This window comes from Collinsella aerofaciens (assembly GCF_015670745.1).
Taxonomy (GTDB): Bacteria; Actinomycetota; Coriobacteriia; order Coriobacteriales; family Coriobacteriaceae; genus Collinsella; species Collinsella aerofaciens_T.
Map to the genome: position 1 here is coordinate 1 of NZ_JADPCH010000001.1, position 22,816 is coordinate 22,816.

21 protein-coding genes are annotated in these 22,816 nt (G+C 60.8%); 8 read left to right on the top strand and 13 right to left on the bottom strand.

The window, feature by feature from the left end; translation table 11 throughout:
* Positions 1 to 258: 258 nt before the first annotated feature.
* Positions 259 to 1,695, bottom strand: a complete 1,437-nt coding sequence (locus I4W07_RS00005; protein ID WP_196025201.1) for a M20 family metallopeptidase — start codon at positions 1,693 to 1,695, stop codon at positions 259 to 261.
* 54 nt (positions 1,696 to 1,749) lie between these two features.
* On the bottom strand, positions 1,750 to 2,445 hold the full coding sequence (locus I4W07_RS00010; protein WP_196025202.1) for an HAD hydrolase-like protein: 696 nt from the start codon (positions 2,443 to 2,445) through the stop codon (positions 1,750 to 1,752).
* A 123-nt stretch (positions 2,446 to 2,568) separates the two neighbouring features.
* Between I4W07_RS00010 and I4W07_RS00015 the strand changes: the two genes are divergently transcribed.
* The gene (locus I4W07_RS00015; protein ID WP_196025203.1) at positions 2,569 to 3,429 is read left to right on the top strand and encodes a DegV family protein; all 861 of its coding nucleotides are present in this window, start codon (positions 2,569 to 2,571) and stop codon (positions 3,427 to 3,429) included.
* Positions 3,430 to 3,522: 93 nt separating this feature from the next.
* Here the strand turns inward: I4W07_RS00015 and I4W07_RS00020 are convergent, their stop codons facing one another.
* The 5 genes from I4W07_RS00020 to I4W07_RS00040 form a co-directional block, all read right to left on the bottom strand.
* The gene (locus tag I4W07_RS00020) at positions 3,523 to 3,831 is read right to left on the bottom strand and encodes a type II toxin-antitoxin system RelE/ParE family toxin (protein ID WP_195239464.1); all 309 of its coding nucleotides are present in this window, start codon (positions 3,829 to 3,831) and stop codon (positions 3,523 to 3,525) included.
* 2 nt (positions 3,832 to 3,833) lie between these two features.
* Positions 3,834 to 4,133: a type II toxin-antitoxin system RelB/DinJ family antitoxin gene (locus tag I4W07_RS00025; RefSeq protein WP_138112866.1), complete on the bottom strand. Its 300-nt coding sequence runs from the start codon at positions 4,131 to 4,133 to the stop codon at positions 3,834 to 3,836.
* Positions 4,134 to 4,246: 113 nt separating this feature from the next.
* Complete coding sequence (locus tag I4W07_RS00030; RefSeq protein WP_196025204.1) at positions 4,247 to 5,005, bottom strand: LOG family protein; 759 nt, start codon at positions 5,003 to 5,005, stop codon at positions 4,247 to 4,249.
* Positions 5,006 to 5,218: 213 nt separating this feature from the next.
* A complete protein-coding gene (tgt, locus tag I4W07_RS00035; RefSeq protein WP_195239462.1) occupies positions 5,219 to 6,358 on the bottom strand; it encodes a tRNA guanosine(34) transglycosylase Tgt in 1,140 nt (379 codons plus the stop codon).
* A gap of 380 nt (positions 6,359 to 6,738) precedes the next feature.
* On the bottom strand, positions 6,739 to 7,539 hold the full coding sequence (locus tag I4W07_RS00040) for an SDR family NAD(P)-dependent oxidoreductase (protein WP_006235414.1): 801 nt from the start codon (positions 7,537 to 7,539) through the stop codon (positions 6,739 to 6,741).
* Between the two features lie 294 nt (positions 7,540 to 7,833).
* Here I4W07_RS00040 and I4W07_RS00045 point away from each other — a divergent pair, with 294 nt between their 5' ends.
* On the top strand, positions 7,834 to 9,597 hold the full coding sequence (locus I4W07_RS00045) for a coiled-coil domain-containing protein (RefSeq protein ID WP_196025205.1): 1,764 nt from the start codon (positions 7,834 to 7,836) through the stop codon (positions 9,595 to 9,597).
* Between the two features lie 388 nt (positions 9,598 to 9,985).
* On the opposite strand, the gene queA is transcribed toward I4W07_RS00045, so the two are convergent.
* The 3 genes from queA to I4W07_RS00060 form a co-directional block, all read right to left on the bottom strand.
* Positions 9,986 to 11,197 (bottom strand): tRNA preQ1(34) S-adenosylmethionine ribosyltransferase-isomerase QueA, encoded by a 1,212-nt coding sequence (gene queA, locus I4W07_RS00050; RefSeq protein ID WP_196025298.1) that lies wholly within the window; start codon positions 11,195 to 11,197, stop codon positions 9,986 to 9,988.
* 70 nt (positions 11,198 to 11,267) lie between these two features.
* Positions 11,268 to 11,843, bottom strand: coding sequence for an epoxyqueuosine reductase QueH (locus I4W07_RS00055; RefSeq protein WP_196025206.1), 576 nt, complete (start codon positions 11,841 to 11,843; stop codon positions 11,268 to 11,270).
* 10 nt (positions 11,844 to 11,853) lie between these two features.
* Complete coding sequence (locus I4W07_RS00060) at positions 11,854 to 12,420, bottom strand: DUF3267 domain-containing protein (protein WP_196025207.1); 567 nt, start codon at positions 12,418 to 12,420, stop codon at positions 11,854 to 11,856.
* Positions 12,421 to 12,552: 132 nt separating this feature from the next.
* Between I4W07_RS00060 and I4W07_RS00065 the strand changes: the two genes are divergently transcribed.
* Together I4W07_RS00065 and I4W07_RS00070 are read left to right on the top strand one after the other, a co-directional pair.
* Complete coding sequence (locus I4W07_RS00065; protein ID WP_196025208.1) at positions 12,553 to 14,703, top strand: class I tRNA ligase family protein; 2,151 nt, start codon at positions 12,553 to 12,555, stop codon at positions 14,701 to 14,703.
* A gap of 151 nt (positions 14,704 to 14,854) precedes the next feature.
* Complete coding sequence (locus I4W07_RS00070; RefSeq protein ID WP_196025209.1) at positions 14,855 to 15,958, top strand: RsmB/NOP family class I SAM-dependent RNA methyltransferase; 1,104 nt, start codon at positions 14,855 to 14,857, stop codon at positions 15,956 to 15,958.
* 24 nt (positions 15,959 to 15,982) lie between these two features.
* Here the strand turns inward: I4W07_RS00070 and I4W07_RS00075 are convergent, their stop codons facing one another.
* Positions 15,983 to 16,153, bottom strand: a complete 171-nt coding sequence (locus I4W07_RS00075) for a hypothetical protein (RefSeq protein WP_006235403.1) — start codon at positions 16,151 to 16,153, stop codon at positions 15,983 to 15,985.
* 191 nt (positions 16,154 to 16,344) lie between these two features.
* On the opposite strand from I4W07_RS00075, the gene I4W07_RS00080 reads away from it, so the two are divergent.
* Positions 16,345 to 17,436 carry a beta/alpha barrel domain-containing protein gene (locus tag I4W07_RS00080; protein ID WP_089572116.1) on the top strand — a complete coding sequence of 364 codons (1,092 nt, stop codon included), beginning with the start codon at positions 16,345 to 16,347 and terminating at the stop codon, positions 17,434 to 17,436.
* A gap of 81 nt (positions 17,437 to 17,517) precedes the next feature.
* Here the strand turns inward: I4W07_RS00080 and I4W07_RS00085 are convergent, their stop codons facing one another.
* A complete protein-coding gene (locus I4W07_RS00085) occupies positions 17,518 to 18,408 on the bottom strand; it encodes a DegV family protein (RefSeq protein ID WP_196025210.1) in 891 nt (296 codons plus the stop codon).
* A 321-nt stretch (positions 18,409 to 18,729) separates the two neighbouring features.
* On the opposite strand from I4W07_RS00085, the gene I4W07_RS00090 reads away from it, so the two are divergent.
* The 3 genes from I4W07_RS00090 to I4W07_RS00100 all read left to right on the top strand — a co-directional run bounded on the left by I4W07_RS00090 (position 18,730) and on the right by I4W07_RS00100 (position 21,747).
* Positions 18,730 to 20,646 (top strand): fructose-1,6-bisphosphatase, encoded by a 1,917-nt coding sequence (locus tag I4W07_RS00090; RefSeq protein ID WP_196025211.1) that lies wholly within the window; start codon positions 18,730 to 18,732, stop codon positions 20,644 to 20,646.
* A 78-nt stretch (positions 20,647 to 20,724) separates the two neighbouring features.
* Complete coding sequence (locus tag I4W07_RS00095; RefSeq protein ID WP_022095122.1) at positions 20,725 to 21,120, top strand: GtrA family protein; 396 nt, start codon at positions 20,725 to 20,727, stop codon at positions 21,118 to 21,120.
* Between the two features lie 219 nt (positions 21,121 to 21,339).
* Positions 21,340 to 21,747 carry a GtrA family protein gene (locus I4W07_RS00100; protein WP_022095123.1) on the top strand — a complete coding sequence of 136 codons (408 nt, stop codon included), beginning with the start codon at positions 21,340 to 21,342 and terminating at the stop codon, positions 21,745 to 21,747.
* Positions 21,748 to 21,906: 159 nt separating this feature from the next.
* Here I4W07_RS00100 and I4W07_RS00105 read toward each other — a convergent pair whose 3' ends face one another.
* A complete protein-coding gene (locus I4W07_RS00105; protein WP_271739714.1) occupies positions 21,907 to 22,815 on the bottom strand; it encodes a DUF4430 domain-containing protein in 909 nt (302 codons plus the stop codon).
* Position 22,816: the final 1 nt, after the last annotated feature.

The window sequence follows — 22,816 nt, forward strand, 5'->3', positions numbered from 1 at the left end:
CGATATACGCCGTGATGCGCGACCGGGTGCCCTACCGGGAGTAGCCCCGACGGTTGACAAAACTATAGGAACACCCAATGACTACCCCACCGCAACAGAAAAAGCCCGGGCAAAAGCACCGGGCTCGTAATGCAAGTTTGTATCCAAGCAGGATATAGGGGTTTCCCAGGTGCCCGAGATTACCCCGAAAGAGGAGCGCCGCGTATTTTGGTACGCAAGCGACGGTTTGAGGGGCAAGGTCGGGTGCCTGGGGAAGCCCTACAGTTCAAGTTCGTTGAGGCGCAGGATCGCCACGATATAAATCTTGAGCGCCTGCTTGAGCTGTTCCTCGTTGGCGCACTCGTTGGGACCGTGCATCTGGCCGCCCCACTCGGGCAGCTCCAGGCCGGTCTCTTCGGGGCCAAACGAGACGGCGCGGGCAAAGTTGCGCGCATAGGTGCCACCGCCCATGGCAAAGGGCTCAGCATGCTTGCCCGTAAACTCGTTATAGGTATCAATAAGCGCCTTCACGGCCGGATCGTCGGCAGACACCGAGAACGGCACCTTAGCGCGACCCAGCTGGCACGTCACGCCAAAACGGCCCACGAGCGGGTCGAGCTGCTCGCGGATGGTATCGGCACTGGTGCTATCGGGGAAGCGGACGTCGATGACCTGCTCAATATGGCCATCCGCCACGCGGATGACGCCAGCGTTGCAGGTAAGCGGGCCAAACGCCGGACTCGTCGCATCGATACCCAGGCCGCGGCCATAGGCATCCGCATGCACAAAGGCCAGGAACTTGACGAACTCGTGCTCGGCAGGCGTCAGCAGGCGCTCGTCGCGTGCACCAAACGCGTCCTCGGCCTCGCGCAGATACGACACGATCAGGCCGACGGCGTTGATGGTGCCCTCAGGCATCGAAGCGTGACCGCCAATACCGTGGGCGAAAATCTGCGCATGCCCGTTATCGAGTGTCGTGATCTCAAGGCGGTCGGCGTTCTCGACCGGCGCCGGCAGCTCATCGGCGGCAATCGCGAGCTCGCAGATAGACTGCGACGGAATGGCGTTGCTCGCCTCGGCACCGCTCCACGACACGATGCGCCCGCCGTCGATCTTGGAGCTCACAAACGTCGCCCCGAACTGGCCCTTCTCGGCATTGCAGACCGGGAACTCGGCATCGGGCGTAAACAGAAAGTCGGGGTTTGCATAGTTCTCCAGATAATGGTGAACGTCGGACATGCCCACTTCCTCATCGCAGCCCAGCAGCGCGCGGAAGGTGTAGCGCGGCACAATGCCGTGCTTGAGCAGGTACGCGCCGGCGTAGAGCGACAGCACCGCCGGACCCTTGTCGTCGATCACGCCACGGCCGAGCAGCCAGCCCTCACGACGCTCCATCGCAAACGGATCGGTATTCCAGCCGGGGCCGGCGGGCACCACGTCCACGTGGCAGATGGTCGCGAGCTGCTTATCGCCGCGACCCGGGATATCGGCAATACCCACGTAACCCTCGTCGTCGCTTGTCTGGTAGCCAAGCTTCTGCGCGATGCCGAGCGCGCAATCGAGCGCGTCACGGACCGGACGGCCAAACGGCGCGCCGGGCTCCGCATTGGCAGAAACCGCCACGGACGGATAGCTCACCAGCTGCTCGATATCGGCGACGACATCCTCCCAGACCTCGTCGACATACTCGGTAACGCTCTGCTCCACCTGATTCATGGACGACCTCCTTAGCAATGAGCGACGGGTACGCCCGCCCCTCATATCACGTCATTAGATAGCGAAAAGTTTAGCAAGCTCGGCCACCGAATGCACCACTGCATCGGCACCCGCCGCCTCGTGCTCGCCCGGCGCCGCTGCGCCCGAATAGATGCCAATGCACGGCACGCCCATCGCGTGCGCACCCTCCACATCGTTAAAGCGGTCGCCGATCATCACGGCCTCGTCGGCAGTCGCGCCAAGCGCCGCCAGGGCATCGCGGACCGAATCGGCCTTGGTCTCGCGTCCCTGAGGCGGATTCATGCCGACCACGGCCTCAAACTGAGAAAGCCCCAGCTCATGCACCATGTCGATGCACTTTACCTCCATGCGCGACGTCGCCACGGCCATGCGATGACCCTGGGCGGCCAGCCCGTCGAGCAACTCGGGGATCCCGTCGAACACGGGATACTCCTCCGGTCCTAACTCATCAAAAAAGGCACGGTACTCGTCGGCCACCACCAGCGACTCCTCGCGCGAGAAGCCGTAAAAGTCGTGGAAGCTCTTCCACAGCGGAGGCCCGATCATACGGCGCAAATCACCCATCTGCGCCTCCGAAAACCCGCGCGCGGCCAACGTCTTGCGCGTCGAGGTCATCACCGCTCGACCCGTATCTGCCACCGTGCCATCGAAATCAAACAGCACGACCGGCCGCTTGCATATCTCCAGCGCCTCCATCGGCATCCCTCTTCCCCAGTTGACGATTTCCACACCGACACTTCAAACTGTTGACTATTCAACAATTGAACCTATAAATGTGGAACGACTCCACTATACTTGTCGCACTTTGCTCTCAGAAGGCGGCGCTGCCGCGCCCCAACGAAAGGTGCAATTATGTCTTTTGCCATCATAACCGACTCCACGTCGGACATCTCCCCCGCCCGCGCCCAAGAGCTCGGCATTTACGTCATTCCGCTGCATGTGATTATCGAAGGCGAGGACCTGCTCGACCAGGTACAGATCACCGCCCAGGAGTACGTCGCCCGCATGGCCGGCTCCGAGCAGCTGCCGCATACCTCGCAGCCGAGTGCCGGCGAGTTCAAGGCGCTGTTTGACCGCGTGCGCGCCGATGGCCACGACAGCGCGATCTTTATCTCGCTGTGCAGCGAGTGGTCCGCCTGCTATTCCAATGCATGCCTGGTCGCCGAGACCCACGAGCTCGACGTGCGCTGCATCGATTCGCGCACCGGCTCGGGTGCCGAGGGCCTGCTGGTGGAGTACGCGCTCGCCATGCGCGAAGATGGCCGCAGCCTGGACGAGACCGAGGCGCAGATCCGCGCGACCCTGCCCGACGCGCACCTGCTGCTGATTCCCCGCACGCTCGAGAACCTCGTTAAGAACGGCCGCGCGCCCAAGCTCGCCGGCCAGCTCACGCAGATGCTCAATATTCGCCTGGCCGTTTCGCCGGAGTGGCAGTCGGGCGAGATCAAGGCAATCAAAAAGGGTCGCGGCGCCAAGCGCATCGTCGCCAACACTATGGCAGATTGCCTCGCGTTTTTGGACGAGCACCCGGGCTCAAGCGTGCGCGTGCTCACGACCGGCGCCGCCGAGGAGCAGGAGCTTGTCAACGAGGCACTCGCGGGCCAGGATTACGTAGACGCCGGCACCGGCCCCATCGGCTGCACCATCGCCACCCATGTAGGCGTCGACGCCATCGCCATCAGCTACTGCCCCCGCTACCAGCCAACTCGCTAGGGACGCCCACATCAGTTGCGGTGGAATAGGGACTGTTTTTGGCTTATTAGCCGCCAATCAATCCCTATTCCACCGCAACTTAGAAATCGGCAATCAGCCCTGCGGACCCTGGAACAGCTCCTCATGAGAGCCCATTCTGACCAGCCGGATCACAGGATTAGTCTTATGCGGCAAGTAGAGAACGACCACGTCGACCAAGCCATCGGATAGATGGAAATCGATGTGGCCGTTGTAGTTGCCGCCCGGGTTTGAAAGCTCATGGGCGCCATATTCCGCGGGAAGCGAGCCGTGAGCTGCAAGCTCTGCGACCGCCGCCCTAAACTCGGTTTTTAGCTGCGGATGGATGCGCATCGTCCGTTTGTAATCCGCCTTAAACTGAGCCTCGACTTTAATCTCAAACATCGCTAGTCCTCATCGAGGAACGATATAAGCTCATCAGCGTTATTGAATGACGGGCTGTCGTCCGTCAAAATCCCCAACTCATGAGCCTCGGCGATCACCATGGCGCGTCTCGTCGCCTCGTTGGGCACCTCTGCCCTTCCTACGATCTCAAAAGGAATCTTTCGCTGATTTACCAGCTGCCGAACAGCAAGGTTGAGATACGAATTGAGACTTAGACCAACCGTATCCAAGAACTCAGTCGCCTGCTCCTTGAGCCCCTCTTCGATGCGAACCGTCGTAGGCTTAACCGTTGCAGTGGACATACGCGACCTCCTCGCCTCGTCTTTTGCATCAGTATACCCAATTTAGATGGCAGACTGATGTTAAATAGCATCAGTCTGCCATTCACAATACTACAACGACAGGCACGCTCGCCCTATATCAACCCGCTGAGCGCAATGTCGACGGACTCGTTGAGGTCATCGGTAATGTGTACCAGATCCGGATCGAGCGGGCTGATCATACCGGCGCTCATCACCGGGCCGTTGAGCCAGTCGAACAGGCCCTGCCAGTACTCACTGCCCACCAGCACGAGCGGCATGCGCTTGACCTTGTGCGTCTGCACCAGCGTGAGCACCTCGAACATCTCGTCGAGCGTGCCAAAGCCGCCGGGAAACACGATGGCGCCCGAGCTGTACTTAACGAACATGGTTTTGCGCACAAAGAAGTAGCGGAAGTCCATACCGAGGTTTACGTATTTGTTGAGCCCATGCTCGTGCGGAAGCTCGATACCCAAGCCGACCGACTTGCCGTTGGCACTCGCCGCTCCCCTATTGGCCGCCTCCATGACGCCGGGACCGCCGCCGGTGATAACCGCCACGCCGCGCTGCGCGATCTTGCGACCGACCGCGCGCGCCGCCTTGTAGAGCGGATCGGTCTTGGGCGTGCGGGCGCTACCGAAGATGGTCACCGCGGGCCCGAGCTCGGCAAGCGCGCCAAAGCCGTCGACAAACTCAGCCTGAATGCGCAGTACGCGCCACGGATCGGCATGCAACCAGTCGGTCGACTCCTCGGGCGCCAGCAGGTTGGCGTAGGTGTTGTCCTTGGGAATCATGGGACCGCGCATGACCACAGGACCGCGTCGGTACGTCTCGTCGTAGGCCGGCTCGCCCTCGACGTTCTCATTCTTAATCATGGGTACTCCTATCGAGAAAAAGAAAAGCGGGCGGGGTCGACGCCATGCGCCAAACACCCGCCCGAACATCAACTATTCGGTATGGTACCCACGTTGCATCAAGCGCTTGCAAGGCATCGGTCAGCGGTCGCGCAGCCGGCGTCAGCGAATGTGACGAGCGGCTGCCGCTCAACCTTTGCCGTTGCCCACGCTCTGCAAGCGTGCCTGTCGCCCTTAGTAATCCACCGCAGCAGGACTGTTCATCCAGTCGCTCACGAATGCACCGTAACGGCCCTCGATAATGGCCTGGCGGGCACGCTGCATAAGGTTGAGCAGGTAGTAGATGTTGTGCATCGACAGCAGAATGCCGCCGAGCATCTCCTTCTGCGTGACCATGTGGCGGATGAGCGCGCGGCTGTAGCCGCCCGTGCACACCGGGCAGGTGCAGGTGGGGTCGATGGGGCCGTCGTCATGCGCAAAGCGCGCGTTGCGGAAGTTAAGGCGACCCTCGCTGGAGAACGCCGTACCCATGCGGCCCGTACGCGTCGGCAGCACGCAGTCGAACATGTCGATACCCACGCCCACACCGCGCACGAGGGTGGTGGGGTTGCCGACGCCCATCAGGTAGCGCGGCTTGTGCTTGGGCATGTACTCGCTTACGAGCGGTGCCAGGGTCTCGAACATGGTCTCGTGGTCCTCGCCCACCGAGTAGCCGCCAATGCCGTAACCGGGGAAGTCGCCGCACTCCTCCAGATGGCGCAGCGAGCGCAGGCGCAGATCTAGGTGCATGCCGCCCTGAACAATGCCAAAGAGCGCCTGGTCGTCGCGGTTATGCGCCTTATAGCAGCGCTCGGCCCACATACTCGACAGCTCAACGGCGCGCTCAACGTAGGCGCGCGTGGCGGGATAGCCCGGGCACTGATCGAGCTGCATGCAGATGTCGGAGCCGAGCTTCATGGCGATTTCCATGTTGTCCTCGGGCGTCCAGAACACGTGGCGACCGTCGTAATCGTTGACGATAAAGCGCACGCCCTCGTCGGTGAGCTTGACGGCGTCGTTGTGGCTGAACACCTGGAAACCGCCCGAGTCGGTGAGGATAGGACCGTGCCAGTTCATAAACTTGTGCAGGCCGCCCAGCTCGGCGATAGTGTCCTCGCCGGGACGCATGGACAGATGATAGGTATTGGCAAGCACGATCTGGGCGCCGAGCTGTTTGACGGTCTCGGTAGGAATGCCCTTGACGTTTGCCTTGGTGCCCACGGGCATGAAGATTGGCGTCTCGATGTCGCCGTGCGGGGTGTGCAGCACGCCGGCACGCGCATGCGTCGTCGGGTCCTCTGCGATCAGGTCGAATTTAAAAAGGCTCTGGTCCATAAACTGGAACTCCTTGGTTGCGGTTCATACGCAAACCATTATACGGGCAACCCGCAAGAAGCACCGACTCGACAGAAACTAGTGCAAAGGAAACCTGCCCCCCTGCACCAATGCACCAGGATAAAAATGATCCGTTTTCCTCCGTCCCCAACGGATCATTTCCGACGGCGAAAACCCGCCAGATCGAGCAAGGTGCCTTCAAGCAAAATGGCGCCGCAGGTTGAGCATAAGTCAGCGAGCGGGCCGCATTTGAGACAAGGTGACGTGAAACGAAAGGGCGCTGACCTTCTGGTCGCGCCCTTGAAGTTGAACGTCAGATTGTCCAAATGCGGCCCGCGCAGCGTCGAGCCGTTACGCGGTTTGGTAAAACCGCGTAACCCCTAAGGACGCTGGCCCATGCCACCCTCGAGGGTGACGGTCTCACCGTTCATGTACTTAAAGTCGGGACCGCAGAGCTGAACGACAACGCGGCCGATTTCCTTCTCGACGTCGCCGTAGTGACCCGCCGGCGGCATGTGGACGTTGGCCTTGAACGCCTCGGGATAGGCATCTTGGAAGTTCTCGAGCGCAGCGGTCCAAGCAAGCGGGCAAACGATATTGACGTTGATGCCGTCCTTGCCCCACTCGTTGGCGGCAACGCGGGTCAGGCCGCGGATGCCCTCCTTGGCGGCAGCATAGCTGCACTGGCCATAGTTGCCAAACAGGCCGGCGCCCGAGGCAAAGTTGACCACGGAGCCCTTGGTCTCCTTCAGGTGCGGATAGGCCTTCTGCATGTACAGATAGGTAGCATACAGACCGGAGTAAATGGCCAGGTTAAACTGGTCCATGGTGTGATCGGCGATGGTCACGCCCGAGGCGCTGGCCTGAGCATTGTTGACGACGGCGTCGATGCGGCCGAACTCCTCAATGGCCTTGTCGATGACGTTCTGGACGACGGCCTCGTTGTCCTGGCCAGCCGAGACATCGGCCTGAACAGGCAGAACCTTGACGCCGTACTCGGCCTCGAGGGATTCCTTGGCAGCCTCGAGCTTGGCGACGTTGCGGCCGGTGATGACGAGGTTCGCGCCCTCCTTGGCAAATGCGATATCGATGCCGTAGCCGATGGAACCAGCGGAGCCGTCCTTAAGCGTGGCCTTGCCGCCGCCGGTGACGATCACGGTCTTACCAGTGAAAAGTCCCATACAAAGTCCTTTCAAATCGCGACGGGCACGCCCGCCGACTGCGCGTATCCAACTTCACGCGCCAAAAGCTGAGATGCAACTTTAGCGTGTTCAAGCGAAAATAAAAGACCGCGGTAGGCGAACGGCACCACGTCGTTCGGCGAAGGGATTGTCAAGTACAAACTGGATAAAACGGCCGAGTTATTGTTATCAAATCGAGCCATCGAACACGTTTTGAAACTTTGCTGCGGCGCGTGGGATGTCGGCGCGAAACTTTATCATAGGGTGACAAACAACGATGAGGAGCACATGCCTATGACAGACGAGCTGGACCCCCAGACTCAACAGCATATTGATGATTCCGCAGACGTCATCGCAGATACTGACGTTGTAACCTGCGATGGTATCGACATCGACGACCCCATCTTGGACGAAAGCACTACGGCGGAAACCCCTGCCGCAGAAAACGCCGATGAGCAAAACGACGATGCGCCCGCTCAGGACGACGCCCCTGTACAGGACGACGTCCCGCAAGCAGCGGGCCCCATCGAGGTCTCTTCGGAAGAAGAGCTCGATGCCGTCATGGACTCCATGATGGATGCTGTCAAAGCGATGAAAGACGCCGTGGCCGATGCCGATATTGATGCCGAAGAAGAGGAGGCCGCCGAGGCGGCCTCGACCTTTGTGCCCGGCGAGACTCCGGTTGCCGACCAAGGCAGTACCATGCCCTCGTTTCTGCAGCTCGAACATCCCACGATTGGCGCCGATGCGGTCGATCCGCACGCAGCAGGCTTTTCTGTGATCGAGGGCGGTACCGGCAATATCGCCGTGCCGCAGGCTGCCGATGCGGACGCTGCCGGCACCGCTCGCCCGACCGTCCCCCACTCCCCCGCCGCGAGTCGCGATCTGGGGACCGCTGTCTCGAACACCGCGAACGCCGTGGGCACCTTTATCGCCCAGGGCGCCTCGGCCATGCGCGAGATGAACGCCGCGAAAAAGGCACTTGCCGATGCCCGCGCCCACCTGGCCGAACTTGAGCAGCGCATTGCCGATCAGGCCGAGGAGCTCGAGACGCGCCAGGATATCGCTGGCCGCTACGACCAGATCGTCGCCGACCAGCGTCAGGCGATTGCCACGGCCCAAAAGACTGCAGCGGCCGCCGAGATTGACCGTGATGCCCACGCCGCCAAAGCGACAGAGCTCAAGGGTCAGCTCGAACAAATGAAGACAGAGGATGACGCGACTGAGCTCCGCCTGAAGGCCGCACTCGACGCCGTGGAGGCCCGCGAGGCAAGCTCACGCGAGACTGGCAACCGCCTCGTTCGACGTCTTGAGGATTCCAAGCGCATCCGCGACAAGGTGAAGACAGAGCGAGACGCCGGCATTGCCGCCGCACAACAAACCGTCGACGCCACGCGCGCCCAGCTCGAGACGCTGCGTCATGAGTACGCCGAGCTGCAACGCAATCCCTCGGCAAATCCCGCCAACTATACGGTGCGCACCAGCGAACTCTCGATGCAGATCTCCGACACGGCAGATGCCCTGCGTAAAGCCGAAGAAGATGTCCCGCGCATCACCGCCGATCTTGAGCACTCGCTTGCCGCAGCCGAGCAGGCCGTCGAACAGGCGCAAGCCCCCATCGCCGACGCTAAGCGAGCCCATCAGGCCGTGACGACCGAAGCCGATGCCGCGCGCGACGAGTTGCAGACGGCAAAGACTGCCGCCGCGACGCGCCAGCGCGAACTGCGCGAGAAAATCGCCGCCGAGGACAAGGCACGCCACGACCAAGAGCAGACCATCGCCAACGCCCAAGCAGATGCCGCACACGCGCAGTCGATCATCGAACAGGCGACCGAGGTGCACGACCACCCAGAGATCACTGAGTCGCTTGCAGGATCCTTGGCCCGAGACAAAGCCGAACACGCCGAGACCGAGCGAGAGGTTACCCAGCTCGAAGCCACCGAGGACGCGGTGCGCGAGCGTACCCGCGACTCACGCATCAAATTCACCGGCGCCATCGTCTGCATCGTCGCCGCAATCCTGGTGATCATCCTGATCTGGCTGTTCGCGAGCAAGTAAACCAGCCGCCAAAAAACGCTCAACGCAGTTGCGGTGAGATAGTTCCTGCCTAGCCCTCAAAAAGCCAATTCAAGAACTATCTCACCGCAACTTATTAGATTGATGCAAGGCAATCCATCCCTCTTGCACCAATCTCTTGACATAAGGAGTGTCCCCAGGTGCCGGCACAAAAGGAACGTCCCCAAGTGCCAAGTGCCCAATGACTACAGCGACAACCACGGCAACGCCGATGTTTTAGCAACGACAGCGAGCGGGTCGCATTTGAGGCAAGGTGACGTGAAACGAAAGGGCGCTGACCTTCTGGTCGCGCCCTTGAAGTTGAACGTCAGATTGTCCAAATGCGGCCCGCGCAGCGTCGAGTAGTTACGCGGTTCGTAGAACCGCGTAACTAACAAATGAGCATCGCGTCGCCAAAGCTGAAGAAGCGGTAGCGCTCCTCGATGGCAGCGGCGTAGGCATCCATGATCTGGTCGCGGGTGGCAAGCGCGCTTACGAGCATCATGAGCGTGGAGCGCGGCACGTGGAAGTTCGTGATCAGCGCGTCGACCACGTGATAGGTCGAGCCGGGCATGAGGTAGAGCTGCGTCGTGGCGTTCTCGCGTACCACGATGTCGCCACGGCCGAGCGTATCAGCCCCGTCCTCGCGGCCCTCAAAATAGCGCGCCGTCACGGCTGGATCGGACACCGACGCCTCCGCGTCAAACGCGCTTTCGAGCGAGCGCACCGCGGTGGTGCCGACGGCGATCACGCGATGTCCCTCGGCCTTGGCCTTGTGCACGGCGTCGACCACCTCCTGCGATACGTGGTAGCGCTCGGTGTGCATGACGTGCTGCGTAGGGTCGTCCTCCTCCACCAAGCGAAAGGTATCGATGCCCACCTCGAGCTCGACGGCGGCAAACTTCGCACCCTTGGCCTCGATGGCAGCCATGAGCTCGGGCGTGAAGTGCAAGCCAGCCGTGGGAGCAGCGGCCGAATGCTCCTCCTTCATGGCGTAGACGGTCTGGTACTTCTCAGGATCGCCCTCGTAATCGGTAATGTAGGGCGGCAGCGGCACGTGGCCGGCAGCATGGATGGCCTCGTCGAGCGTGCGCGGATCGCCGGCGGCATTGCAACCGGCCGGCTCAAAGCGCACCAGGCGGCCGCCGCGGCTATCGGTGACAAAGTCGATGACCTCGGCCGTCAGCACCACGGGCGCGCCCTCGGGCGCATGGGCACCGCCCGCACGATACTCAATCTGAGCACCGGGCTTCAGGCGCTTACCCGGCTTGACCAGGCACTCCCAAACGTGACCCAGCGGGTCAACGTCCTCGCGGCGCTTGAGCAGCAGCGTCTCGACCACGCCGCCCGAGCCGGCCTTGCGACCGATCAGGCGGGCCGGCATCACGCGCGTCTTGTTGATGACGAGTACGTCGCCCGGCTCGATATAGTCGATGATGTCGCGGAAGATGCGGTGCTCAACGGTACCGCCGTGCTCCAACGGCGTTCCCGCCTGTGAGCCCTTGCGATCCACCACCAGCAGGCGGCAGGAGTCGCGCGGCTCGGCAGGAGCCTGGGCAATCAGTTCCTCGGGAAGGTTATAGTCAAAATCATCGGTACGCATAGACACGTCGGATACTCCTTATATAGCTAAAGTCCGCTCTACATCCTAGCAGGCTGACGTCCCAAATGAACTACTTTTTGGCGGCTTTGCGCTCGTCGCGGATACGGGCGCGGTCCATGGCCGCCTCGACAGCCGAGAAGCGGCAACCACAGTAGTTCTGCCGATACATGCCCAGCTCGCGCGAACGGCGCGTAGCCTCGGGATAATACGGGCGAAAATCGCGGATCACCGGAGTGAGCCCACGTGCCGCCGCCAGGCGCTTGAGCACGTCATTGCAGGTATCGAACAGCTGATACGGCGAGACGGCGAGCGTCGTGCCCACAAACTCAAACCCGCGCTCCTGGGCCACGCGGCACGCCTCGGCCAAGCGCAGGGCATAGCACGCGCGACAGCGACGAGGCCGATCGGCACCCAGCGGTGCCACGCCGGTCTCCCAGTGATCGCGGTCCTCCCCTGCCTCAATGAGCTCGATGTCGCCATCGACACACCACCGGCGCAGCTCGTCCAAGCGGCGCTGCCATTCATCGCGCGGTTGAATATTGGGGTTGGTCCAGCAGATTGTGGGCTCAAACCCCTCCTCGCGCAGCAGGCGAACCGGCTCAAGCGAGCATGGTGCACAGCACGCATGCAGCAACAACGACTTCATCGACATCTCCTCACCCAAAAAAGCGCACGCCAAAGGACGTATCCTCGCAGGCGACAATGCGGCGGTCGCGCAAAATGGTCCGCACGTAATACCAGTCGCCTACACAGCCCGACAAATGCAAGCCGGCAGCCAGATAGCACAGCAGCGGATAGCCCGAAAACGCAAACCCCAGGGCAAGCGTTGTCGTCACAACAACCGTCGGCGCCAGGCAAACCGCCATGTACCGCCGGCGCGAATACACAACGCCTTCGGCGCAGGCATAGATCATCGCCGTCTCGCGATTCGCCCCAAAGGTCACCTTCGCGCCCGCAGGCGCCAGCAGCCTAAAAAACACACCGTGCACCAGCTCGTGCACGGCAAATGAAGCCGCCGAAACCGCAGTCAAGCCGACTATCCAGCCCAAGACGGCCATCCAGCCGCCCGCGTCAGCCGCATCCAGGTCCGCGGGTCCGCCCAGCAGCATAAACACCGGCACCAGGCACACGGCAAACACGCCGACTACGACCATCCCCCACACGAAGCAAGCGTGCAGAAAATCCTCGTCCTCAAACGCATGTATGTTGGAAATCTCATTCATAGCATCTTAGGATAGCGCCCCTGCCACGTACCCGTCCGCATGTGCGATAATGTCGAACGATATGCACGAATTGACCACCGCGTCGCCAGGCCTTGTGCCCGGCCGCGCTCTCACCATATGCGAAGGAGTCCCATGGCATCCAAATACTCCATGAACGACCGTCCCAGCTGGCCTCGCCGCGCCATCGTTACCGCCGGCGAGCCCTACGGCAACAAGGGCCTTCACTTTGGCCACGTCGGTGGCGTCTTTGTCCCGGCCGACTTCTTCGCCCGCTTCCTGCGCGACCGTCTGGGCCGCGAGAACGTCATCTTCACCTCGGGCACCGACTGCTATGGCTCGCCCATCATGGAGAGCTACCGCAAGCTCAAGGAGAACGAGGGCTACGACAAGTCCATTAGCGAGTATGTCGAGTCCAATCACTCCCGCCAGGCCGCGACCCTCAACAACTACAACATCAGCTGTGACATCTACGGCGGCTCGGGCCTTGAGCCGGCGGCCCAGATCCACAACGAGGTGACCGCTGAGATTATCGAGCGCCTGCACGAGCAGGGCACCATCTCCAAGCGCTCCACGCTGCAGTTCTACGATGCCAAGGCCGGCACGTTCCTCAACGGCCGTCAGGTGATCGGCCGCTGCCCCATCCAGGGCTGCAAGTCCGAGAAGGCCTATGCCGACGAGTGCGACCTGGGCCACCAGTTTGAGCCCGAGGAGCTCATCGCGCCTAAGAGCCAGCTCACCGGCGAGGTGCCCGAGCTGCGCCCGGTAGACAACCTCTACTTCGACCTGCCGGCCTACCTCGACTTTATGAAGACCTATACCGACAAGCTCGCCCAGAACCCGCAGGTTCGCTCCGTGGTCTCCAAGACCATGGAGGAGTGGCTGCTGCCGGCTCAGCTCTACATCCAGAACAAGTTCCGCGAGGCCTTCGATGCCGTCGAGGATCAGCTTCCCGAGCACACCGTGCTGGAGCCCGAGGGAAACAAGAGCAGCTTTACCGTCACCTTCCCCAGCTGGAAGGAGCGCGACGACGCCCATGCGGTGCTCGCCAACGGCGGCGTGCGCTTCCGCAGCGGCAAGGCGCTCGTGCCTTTCCGCATCACCGGCAACATCGACTGGGGCGTTCCGGTGCCCCAGGTCGACGGCGTTTCCGACGTCACCTGCTGGTGCTGGCCCGAGAGCCTGTGGGCGCCCATCAGCTATACGCGTACCGTGCTCGCGCGCGATGCCAAGGCCGCCGGCGTGACCGAGGGCGTCGCCGCCCAGGATGCCGCCCTCATGGGCGAGCCCGCTGCCGACTCCACACAGGTGCCCGCGCCCACCTACCAGCACAGCTCGCTCGACTGGCGCGACTGGTGGTGCTCGGACGACGCACAGATCTACCAGTTTATCGGTCAGGACAACATCTACTTCTACTGCATCGCGCAGACCGCCATGTGGGAGGCCCTAGGCTGGAACCTCACGCAGAGCACCGTCAGCGCCTGCTACCACCTGCTCTACATGGGCAAAAAGGCCAGCTCATCCTCGCAGACTCCTCCCCCGCCGGCAGACGACCTGCTCAACCACTACACCTGTGAGCAGATGCGCGCGCATTGGCTGTCGCTCGGCCTGTCCGAGAAACCGGTGAGCTTTAGCCCCAAGGCATACGACACGCGCGTGACCGGCAAGGACAAGGACGGCAACGAGGTGCGCGCCTGCGACGACAAGCGCGTTATCGACCCCGCCCTTAAGGAGAGCGCGCTGCTGACCGGCGTGTTCAACCGCCTGGCCCGCAGCTGCTTCTACGGCGTCGCCGTCAAGGAAGGCGACGAGAGTCCCTATCGCAACGGCTGCATTCCCGCCGGTGCCGCCTCTGCTGCCGTGGTCGAAGCTGCCGAGCAGGCCGCCCTTGCCTTTGAGCAGGCCATGTACAAGTTCGAGACGCACCGCGCGCTCGCCGTGTGCGACGACTACCTGCGCGCCGCAAACAAGCGCTGGAGCGATGCCTCCAAGGCCGCCAACAAGCTCGAGGGCGAGCCAGCCAACGCTGCCATGAAGCAGGCCCTGGTCGACGCCTTTACCGAGCTTCGCGTGGCGACCGTCCTGATGCACGGCATCGTGCCGGCCGGCTGCGAGCTCATCTGCGAGTACTTCGACGTCGACCCGGTCGCCTTCTTTAGCTGGGACAACATCTTTGCCTCCACGGACGAGTTCGTGGAGATCCTGGGCGAGAAGCCCGGCGAGCACCGCGTGAAGCCGCTGCCCCCGCGCTTCGACTTCTTCAGCAAGCACGAGAGTCAGTACTAAGCCAACACCAAGGCAGAGTAGTCAATTTGGGACGGGGCTATTTTAGCTACCCCGTCCCAAATTTAACTGCAACGCCTGCCGAAACGGACGGGCAGCTAAAATAGCCCCGTCCCAAATTGACTACTTTTAATGGAATGGGAAGGAAAGACGGATGTCCAAGCCGCGTCGTCGTAAGCAGAAAAAGCAGGTCAAGGCCGAGCTCAAGCTCAGGCAGTTTGCTGCTACCGAGCTTTCCGACCAGCTTGCCGCCCTTCCCTGCGCCGCCGACCTGCCGCGCTTTATGGTCGACACGGTCGCCGGCGCCTATGCGCCCGCCGATGCCAAGCTCATGATCGAGGGCTTCGGCGCCGCGGCCACACGCCCGGTCACGCTGCGCGCCAACACGCTCAAGGCGACCGCCGAGGACATCGCTGCGGCGCTCGATGCCGCCTGCATCGCCCACCAAACCGTTACCTGGTATCCGGACGCCTTTATCCTGCCCGAGGCCCAGGTTTCAGATCTGTGGGATCTCGACATCTACCGCGACGGCAAAATCTACCTGCAGAGCCTGTCATCCATGATGCCGCCGTTGGTCCTGGGCGCCCAGGCAGGCGAGGACATCCTGGACATGTGCGCAGCCCCCGGCGGCAAGACGACGCAGATCGCCGCCCTCACCCAGGGACAGGCGCACCTCACCGCCTGTGAGATGAGCATTCCCCGCGCCGAAAAGCTCGAGTCGAACCTCCATCGCCAGGGTGCCAAAAACGTGCCCGTCATGCGCATCGACGCACGCGAGCTCGACGAGTTCTTCCGCTTTGACCGCATCCTGCTCGACGCTCCCTGCACCGGCACGGGCACCGTCATCAGTGGCAACGAGAAAAGCCTGCGCGGCCTCACCGAGCAGTTGCTGAGCAAGTGCGCCCGCTCGCAGCGAGCACTTCTGGACCGCGCCATGGGGGCCCTCAAACCGGGCGGCACGCTCGTCTATTCGACTTGTTCGATCATGCCGCAGGAAAACGAGGACGCCCTGCAAGAGGCCCTCGACAAGCACATGGATTGCGAGCTTATCCCCCTCGACGGCACACCGAGCGAAAGTGAAGCGCGTCGCGCCCAGGATGCCGGCGAGGAGCCGCATATCGAGTGCAACGCCCTCACCGAGGCCATCGCCGCCGGCCATGTCTCGGCCATCGCCAACGGTATGCCCGGCACGCTGACCATTCCGCCTAGCCGCGATTTTGAGGGCTTCTACATTGCCCTGATCCGAAAACGCAGCTAGCGCACGGATCAAAAACTCAACAAGCTATCTCTGTGCGCGTTTGCCCTGCTGGTCGCGATGCTGTTTAAGCATCGCGCGCTCCTTGCGTTCGGCCCTTTTGCCCTTAATGGCCGTGACCACAAAGTAGATAACCGCGGCGGCAACGATTGCGCCCACGCACAGGCCAATCGAGCCAAACATTGCTGTCAATTCCATACCGCGTCACCTCTCTTTTAAACGGGACTTTCAAGATAGCACCTCGATCCTCGCCACCACAGCTCCTTCACGTTCTCCCGCCCTTCGGTCTAACGGATGGTGCGGCGGGGAAAAATCAACTCGTCAAACGATTTAGCATTCGCAATTCCGGCTGCATCGCGCCGGCCACCATCGCATAGAATCGAGCCTCCATGGATACCCTCAACGACCTAAACGAACGCGTCGACGCCTTTGTCGGCACCAGCTCCTTCGACACGCCTGCCGCGGCAAACGACCAAGCTCCCATCGATGTACCCGCCGAGGTTCACGAGGACATCGTCGCCTCGGTCGATTTCTCCGAGGTCGAGCTCGCAGACGAGTTCACCGAGCCCCAGGTAGCCGTGACCCCCAACGGACTGCTCCCCATGGAGCCCCTGCCCATCGACGGACGTCTGCGCAAGGCTGCTCTTCGCATGCCCGACGAGATCGAGGAGGCCAGCGGCTTCACGCTCTTCGGACGTCGTATCAAATCGCTCATCTACACCACCGACGTGGCCGTCATCCGCAACTCCAACGCCGATGCCGTCTTTGCCGTTTACCCCTTCACGCCGCAGCCGGCCATTACGCAGGCGCTGTTGACCGTCGCCGAGTGCCCGGTCTTTGTAGGCGTGGGCGGCGGAACTACGACCGGTAAGCGCTCCGTACAGATGGCAGCCGTCTCCGAGATGCAGGGCGCGGCGGGCTGCGTGGTCAACTCCCCCGCCACTGCCGAGATGGTCGAGCACATCACCAACATCGCCGACATCCCCGTCATCGCCACAGTCGTACGTTGCGACGATGATGCGCATGCCAAAGTGCGCGCCGGTGCTAAGATTCTCAACATCGCCGCCGGCAAAAACACACCCCAGGTCCTGCGTGAACTGCGCGAGCACTATCCCAACCTGCCGCTCATCGCGCCGGGCGGCAAGACACCCGAGAGCATCCGTGAGACCATCGCCGCCGGCGCCAACGCCATCATCTGGACGCCGCCTTCGGCCCAGCAGCTACAGACCGACATGATGCAGCGTTATCGCAAGATGAAGGAAGACGCCACACCTGTCATCTCGCGCGACGATGTGCCCATTATCGACCAGGTCGCCGCCGCCGAGGTCAGCCAGGTCGAGAACATGAATCCCGACGTGCCGATTCCCGACGAAGTCATCGAGCGTGTCGCTTCGATCCACGAGCGCGTCGAGGAGCATCGCGCCAACCGCGGCCTCAAGCCGTCACTGCACGGCTTCTTCTTCCGCGGAAAGAAACGCTAGCCGCAACAGCAAGGCCCGCCCCACAAACGTGAGGCGGGCCGTTTTCGTTTGAGCAATCACGCAGCGACGTGATGAGCCAAGTTAATCCACGCGCTTGTCGCCCATAAAGAAGAGCGCCACCGTACCAGGTCCGGTATGCGAGCCAATCAGAGTACCGATGTCATTGATCTCAATCTTGCCTTTAAGCTGCGGAACCTGTTCCTCAATCAGCGCCGCAACTGCCTCGGCATCCTCACGGCACGCCGAGTGCGACATGATGCACTTACCCGAATAATCCACACCGTCCTGCACGTGTGCCATCATGGTCTTGGCCATCTCGGAAATCGCGCGCTTCTTAGTGCGAATCTTCTCACGTGGCGACAGCTTGCCATCGCAATCGACCGTCATAAGCGGGCAAATCTTAAGCGCCGTGCCGATGATCGCACTCGCAGCCGAAATGCGACCGCCTCGTAGGTAGCTCGACAGATCGGTCGAGAAGAACCAGTGGTGCAGGTTGAGTTTGTGCTCCTCGATCCAGGCAGCCGTCTCGTCGAGTGAGGCCCCGCTATCGCGCACGTCGGCGGCATATTCCAGCAACAGGCCAAAGCCCGAAGACGCCGCCAGCGAATCGATGACGCGCACCTTGCCGCCCTGGGGATAGCGATCCGCGAGCATCTGCGCCGCAACGCAGGCCGATCCATACGTGCCCGAAATACCCGACGACAACGTCAGGTGCAGCACGTCTTTACCCTCGGCAACAAACGGCTCCCAAAACTCCTCGTACTCACCCACGCTCACCTGAGACGTCTTGGGCATGGCGCCCGCGGCAATCTGGGCAAAAAACTTGTCCGGCGTAATCGACTGATACAGATCGTCCGTATGGACAACATCGTCGATCTCGTAATGAAAACACACGACAGGGATATTGCGCGACGCAAAGAACTCACGGGTTCGGTCGGCGGCGGATTCACAGGTCAGGACAAAATCACTCATATGAGGCTCCTTACGTATTGCTGCGCAAATTATCGCACAGTGAGCCTACATACGGTACATATGTCCACTATTTACCAAATCGAACCAAAAATAGCGAACATCTTTACCACCATCGTCTCCACCGACCCCACGCATAAATATCTGAGAAAACACCCTCTGTCGTCTCCACTCAACCGCCATATCTACCTCAACTAAATCGATTTACCAAACCGTTCAGCCGACAATTCAGCCGCTGGCGCAAAATCGAAACAAAAGCGGCGCATACTGATAAACGTTTGACGCTGTTTCATCAGTTTTACCAGCCCCATCGGAAGGTGTTTCATGGTCGCATTCGATCGCAACCCGCAAGACTTCAAGTATCTGCGCCTGCTGTCGAGACAGTTCCCCACCGAACAATCCGCGTTTACCGAAATTATCAACCTCTCGGCCATCCTCAACCTACCCAAGGGCACCGAGCATTTTATGAGCGACGTGCACGGCGAGTACGAAGCCTTTATGCACATCCTCAATAACTGCTCGGGCGTCGTGCGCGAACATGTCGACGAGATCTTTGGCGACACGCTCTCCTTTGACGAAAAGGGCGAGCTGTGCACGCTCATCTACTACCCGCGCGAGAAAATCGAGCTGGTCCGCAGCCAGCGCGAGGACTCGCCAACCTGGTACAAGACGATGCTTGACCAGCTCATCATGGTCGCTCGCTCGCTTTCAAGCCGCTACACGCGCTCCAAGGTGCGCAAGGCCATCCCGCGCGACTACGCCTATATCATCGACGAGTTGTTGCACACGCACCCGGACGAGAACAACTATCGCGTGCGCTATCACGAGCGCATCGTGGAGTCCATCCTGGAGACCGCAAGCGCCGACGACTTTATCGAGTCGCTCGCTTCGCTCATCAAGCGCCTGGCCGTCGACCACCTGCACCTGGTGGGCGATATCTTCGACCGCGGCGGCGGCGCGGCCAAGATTATGGACCGCCTGCTCACCTACCATTCACTCGACATCCAGTGGGGCAACCACGACCTGCTGTGGATGGGCGCTGCGGCCGGTGAGCCTGCCTGCATCGCCACGGTATTGCGCAACAACCTACGCTACGACAACTACGAGATTCTAGAGAACGATTACGGCATCTCGCTGCGTGAGCTTGTTGCCTTTGCCGATGCCACCTACACCGCCGGCGAGTCCATCACTCCGCTGATCAAGGCCATCAACGTGCTGCTCTTTAAGCTCGAGGGCCAGATTATCCAGCGCCACCCCGAGTTCGATATGACCAACCGCCTGTTACTCGACAAGATCGAACACGACACCGGCACGGTCACGCTCGCCGACGGCAGCGTGTGGCCGCTCACGACCAACGACTTCCCCACCGTCGACCCGGCGGACCCCTATACGCTCACGCCCCAGGAGCAGCACATCATCGACAAGCTCGTGTCCGAGTTTGTCACCGCCGATCACCTGCATCGCCATATCGATTTCCTCTATTCCCACGGCTCGATGTACAAGGTCGCCAACGGCAACCTGCTCTTCCACGGCTGCGTTCCGCTCAACGAAGACGGCACCTTTAGCAGCATGAACTGTCTGGGCACCTGGCACGCCGGGCGCGATTATCTCGATTTTTGCGACCACATCGCCCGCCGCGCCTGGCGCGTGGGCGACCGCGACGCTCTCGACTGGATGTGGTACCTGTGGATTGGCTTTAACTCGCCCGCCAGCGGACGCCTGGTGCGCACCTTTGAGCGCGCCTATATCGCCGATAAGAGCACCTGGGTCGAGCCGATGGACCCGTACTTTACGCTTACCAAGTCGCCCTCGGTCTGCGATGATATCATGCGCGAGTTTGGCGTCGCGCCCATGGCATGCTCGCCGACCGGCCACATCATCAACGGCCACACGCCCGTTAAAACCACCAAGGGCGAGCAACCCATCCGCGCCGAGGGCAAGCTACTGGTCATCGATGGCGGCTTCTGCCGCGCTTACCATCCCAAGACGGGCATCGCCGGCTATACGCTCATCTCGAGCTCGCGCGGCTGCCGCCTCAAGTCGCACCGGGCCTTTACGACGGTTGCCGAGGCACTCACGCGCAACGTGGACATCGAAAGCGAGACCAACCGTTTTGACCAAGCGGACCGTCGCCGCATGGTGAGCGACACCGATACTGGCGCCAAGATCCGCAGCCAAATCCAAGACCTGCGTCAGCTGCTCGATGCATATAGAAACGGTGCTATCGAGGAGCGCGCCTAGCACCACCCGCGGGGATTGGCTAAACATGCTGAGTTTGTCATCCCCGCGGCGCTTCGGCGCCAGCTTAAGGCAGGTACCATGCAAAAGCTCCTTGCGCAGATCATGAAATTTGGCGTCGTCGGTGTCATTGCCACGGTTATCGACTTTGGCATTATGAATCTGCTCCACTACGGTCTCGGCCTCAACATCCTAATCGCCAACACCAGCGGCTTTATCATCTCACTCATCTTTAACTACCTCGCAAGCATGAAGTACGTGTTTGCGCACAAGGAAGGCATGAGCCGCCGCCGCGAGTTCATCATCTTTGTCGTGCTGTCCGTGATCGGTTTGGTGCTCAACGACGGCATCGTGCTGGCGCTCAACGCCGGTCTGGGGCTCGAGGCCAATATCGCCAAGATTTGTGCCACCGCGCTTGTCATGGTCTACAACTTTGTGACCCGAAAAATCTTCCTGGAGGGCGACGAGACAAAATAGCTCGAAACCCCTGCAGCATTACGGCGCCCACGGACGACGCGCACTCAGCGCAGTATCGTCCGTGGGTGTCGCTCGTTTACGGGCAAATTTTTAACGTTTGCGGATTAGCTCTTGAAAATTTGGCGAGTTCATATAGTTATTGGCAAAGACCTTACGTTTCCCTTGTAAAAGCTCTAAAGTATCCTCTGCTCGATTCATCAACGCATTGGATGTGATTACGTGCGCAAGGCGCTGGCACAACCTCATACCAAGCAGTTCCTCAAGTTTGCTGTCGTGGGTCTTATCTCCTTTGGCATCGACTGGGGCATGCTCATTGCGCTCGTCGAGCTGTTCCACCTCGACTTTTTGATGAGCACCACGGTTTCGTTTATCACGTCCGTCGTGGTCAACTACTGGCTCAGCATGAAGTACGTGTTCGACCACCGCGAAGGCATGAGCCGCAAGCGCGAGTTCACGATCTTCACCATCCTGTCGGTGATCGGCCTGGGCCTCAACGACCTGTATATGTTTGTGGGCGTCACGTTTTTGAGCATCGGCTACCAAGCCATGAAGGCCATCGCCACGTTCCTCGTCACCTGGTACAACTACTTCAGCCGCCGCTTCTTCCTCGAGGGCGCACGGTCATAGTCGATTCACTATTTGCTTGAATGTATAACCGGTTGGAATTCCCATTCCAACCGGTTTTTTGTTTGCCGAGAGACCCGGCGACCCAGTCCCATTCGCACGAAAAACGGGCGGCCCGGATGTTTGTCCGAACCGCCCGTTTGGTGCGATATGTCGAGGTCCCTAGCCTGTAACGTAATACCAGACCACGTTGTCGCCATTGGAGAGAACGTAGTTACTGCAGGCCGTCATGGGTTGTGAGCCATTAACGGAATAACACCAGCCACTAGTGCCGCCGTGTTCATACTCGGCAAGCCCACCAATTGCCTTCACGTATACGCCGTGATAAAGAGGCGAGTTTTCGGCATTAACAGAAAGGCCCAGCGCGCACAGGGCATCGTAGACGGTAGCGCCTTCGTTAAAGGTAAAGGTGCCACCAGAGGACACAGGATTGCCCACAGCGCTCGATGTGACCGAAACCGTCACCGTAACGTAGTTGGACTCCTGTGAGCCGCTCTGGCCGCCCGAGGAGGCGTTTCCACCATTAGAGGATGAGGCTCCATTAGACGACTGGCCACCGCCCGAAGAAGCACCACCAGACACCTCGGAAGTATCGCCGGCGCCCGTATTCTGGGCAGCGGATTTATCGCCAGACTTCTTGCCGGCCTGGTCCTCGGACTTCTTGCTATCCGAGTTTTTGTCCGATTCCTTGTCCGAAGACTCGGAATCGTCCTTGCCGTCGTTCGAACCCTTGGACTCGTCTTTTGCGTCATTCGATGACTTGGAATCCTTGGAACTGGCCTCGCCCGAAGTCGTAGTCGAGCCAGATGCCTTGGTGTCCTTGGTGACGACGCTCTCCCCCGTCACGGTCTGAATGATCCAGTCGATGGACCAGGCACCGCTTGTGGAAGGATGGACGAAACCCAGCGAGACGACGATCAGAATGGTGCACGCGGCAGTCAGAACGCCAAGGAGCGCCTTGCGACGAGAGGCGGACGCCGCCGAAGCGGCGCCCTGTTGCTTTGCATCGTCGAACTGAATGAACGAGGAATCCGGTTGCTTGGAGTCAGCGTCCTTGGATTTATTGGACACA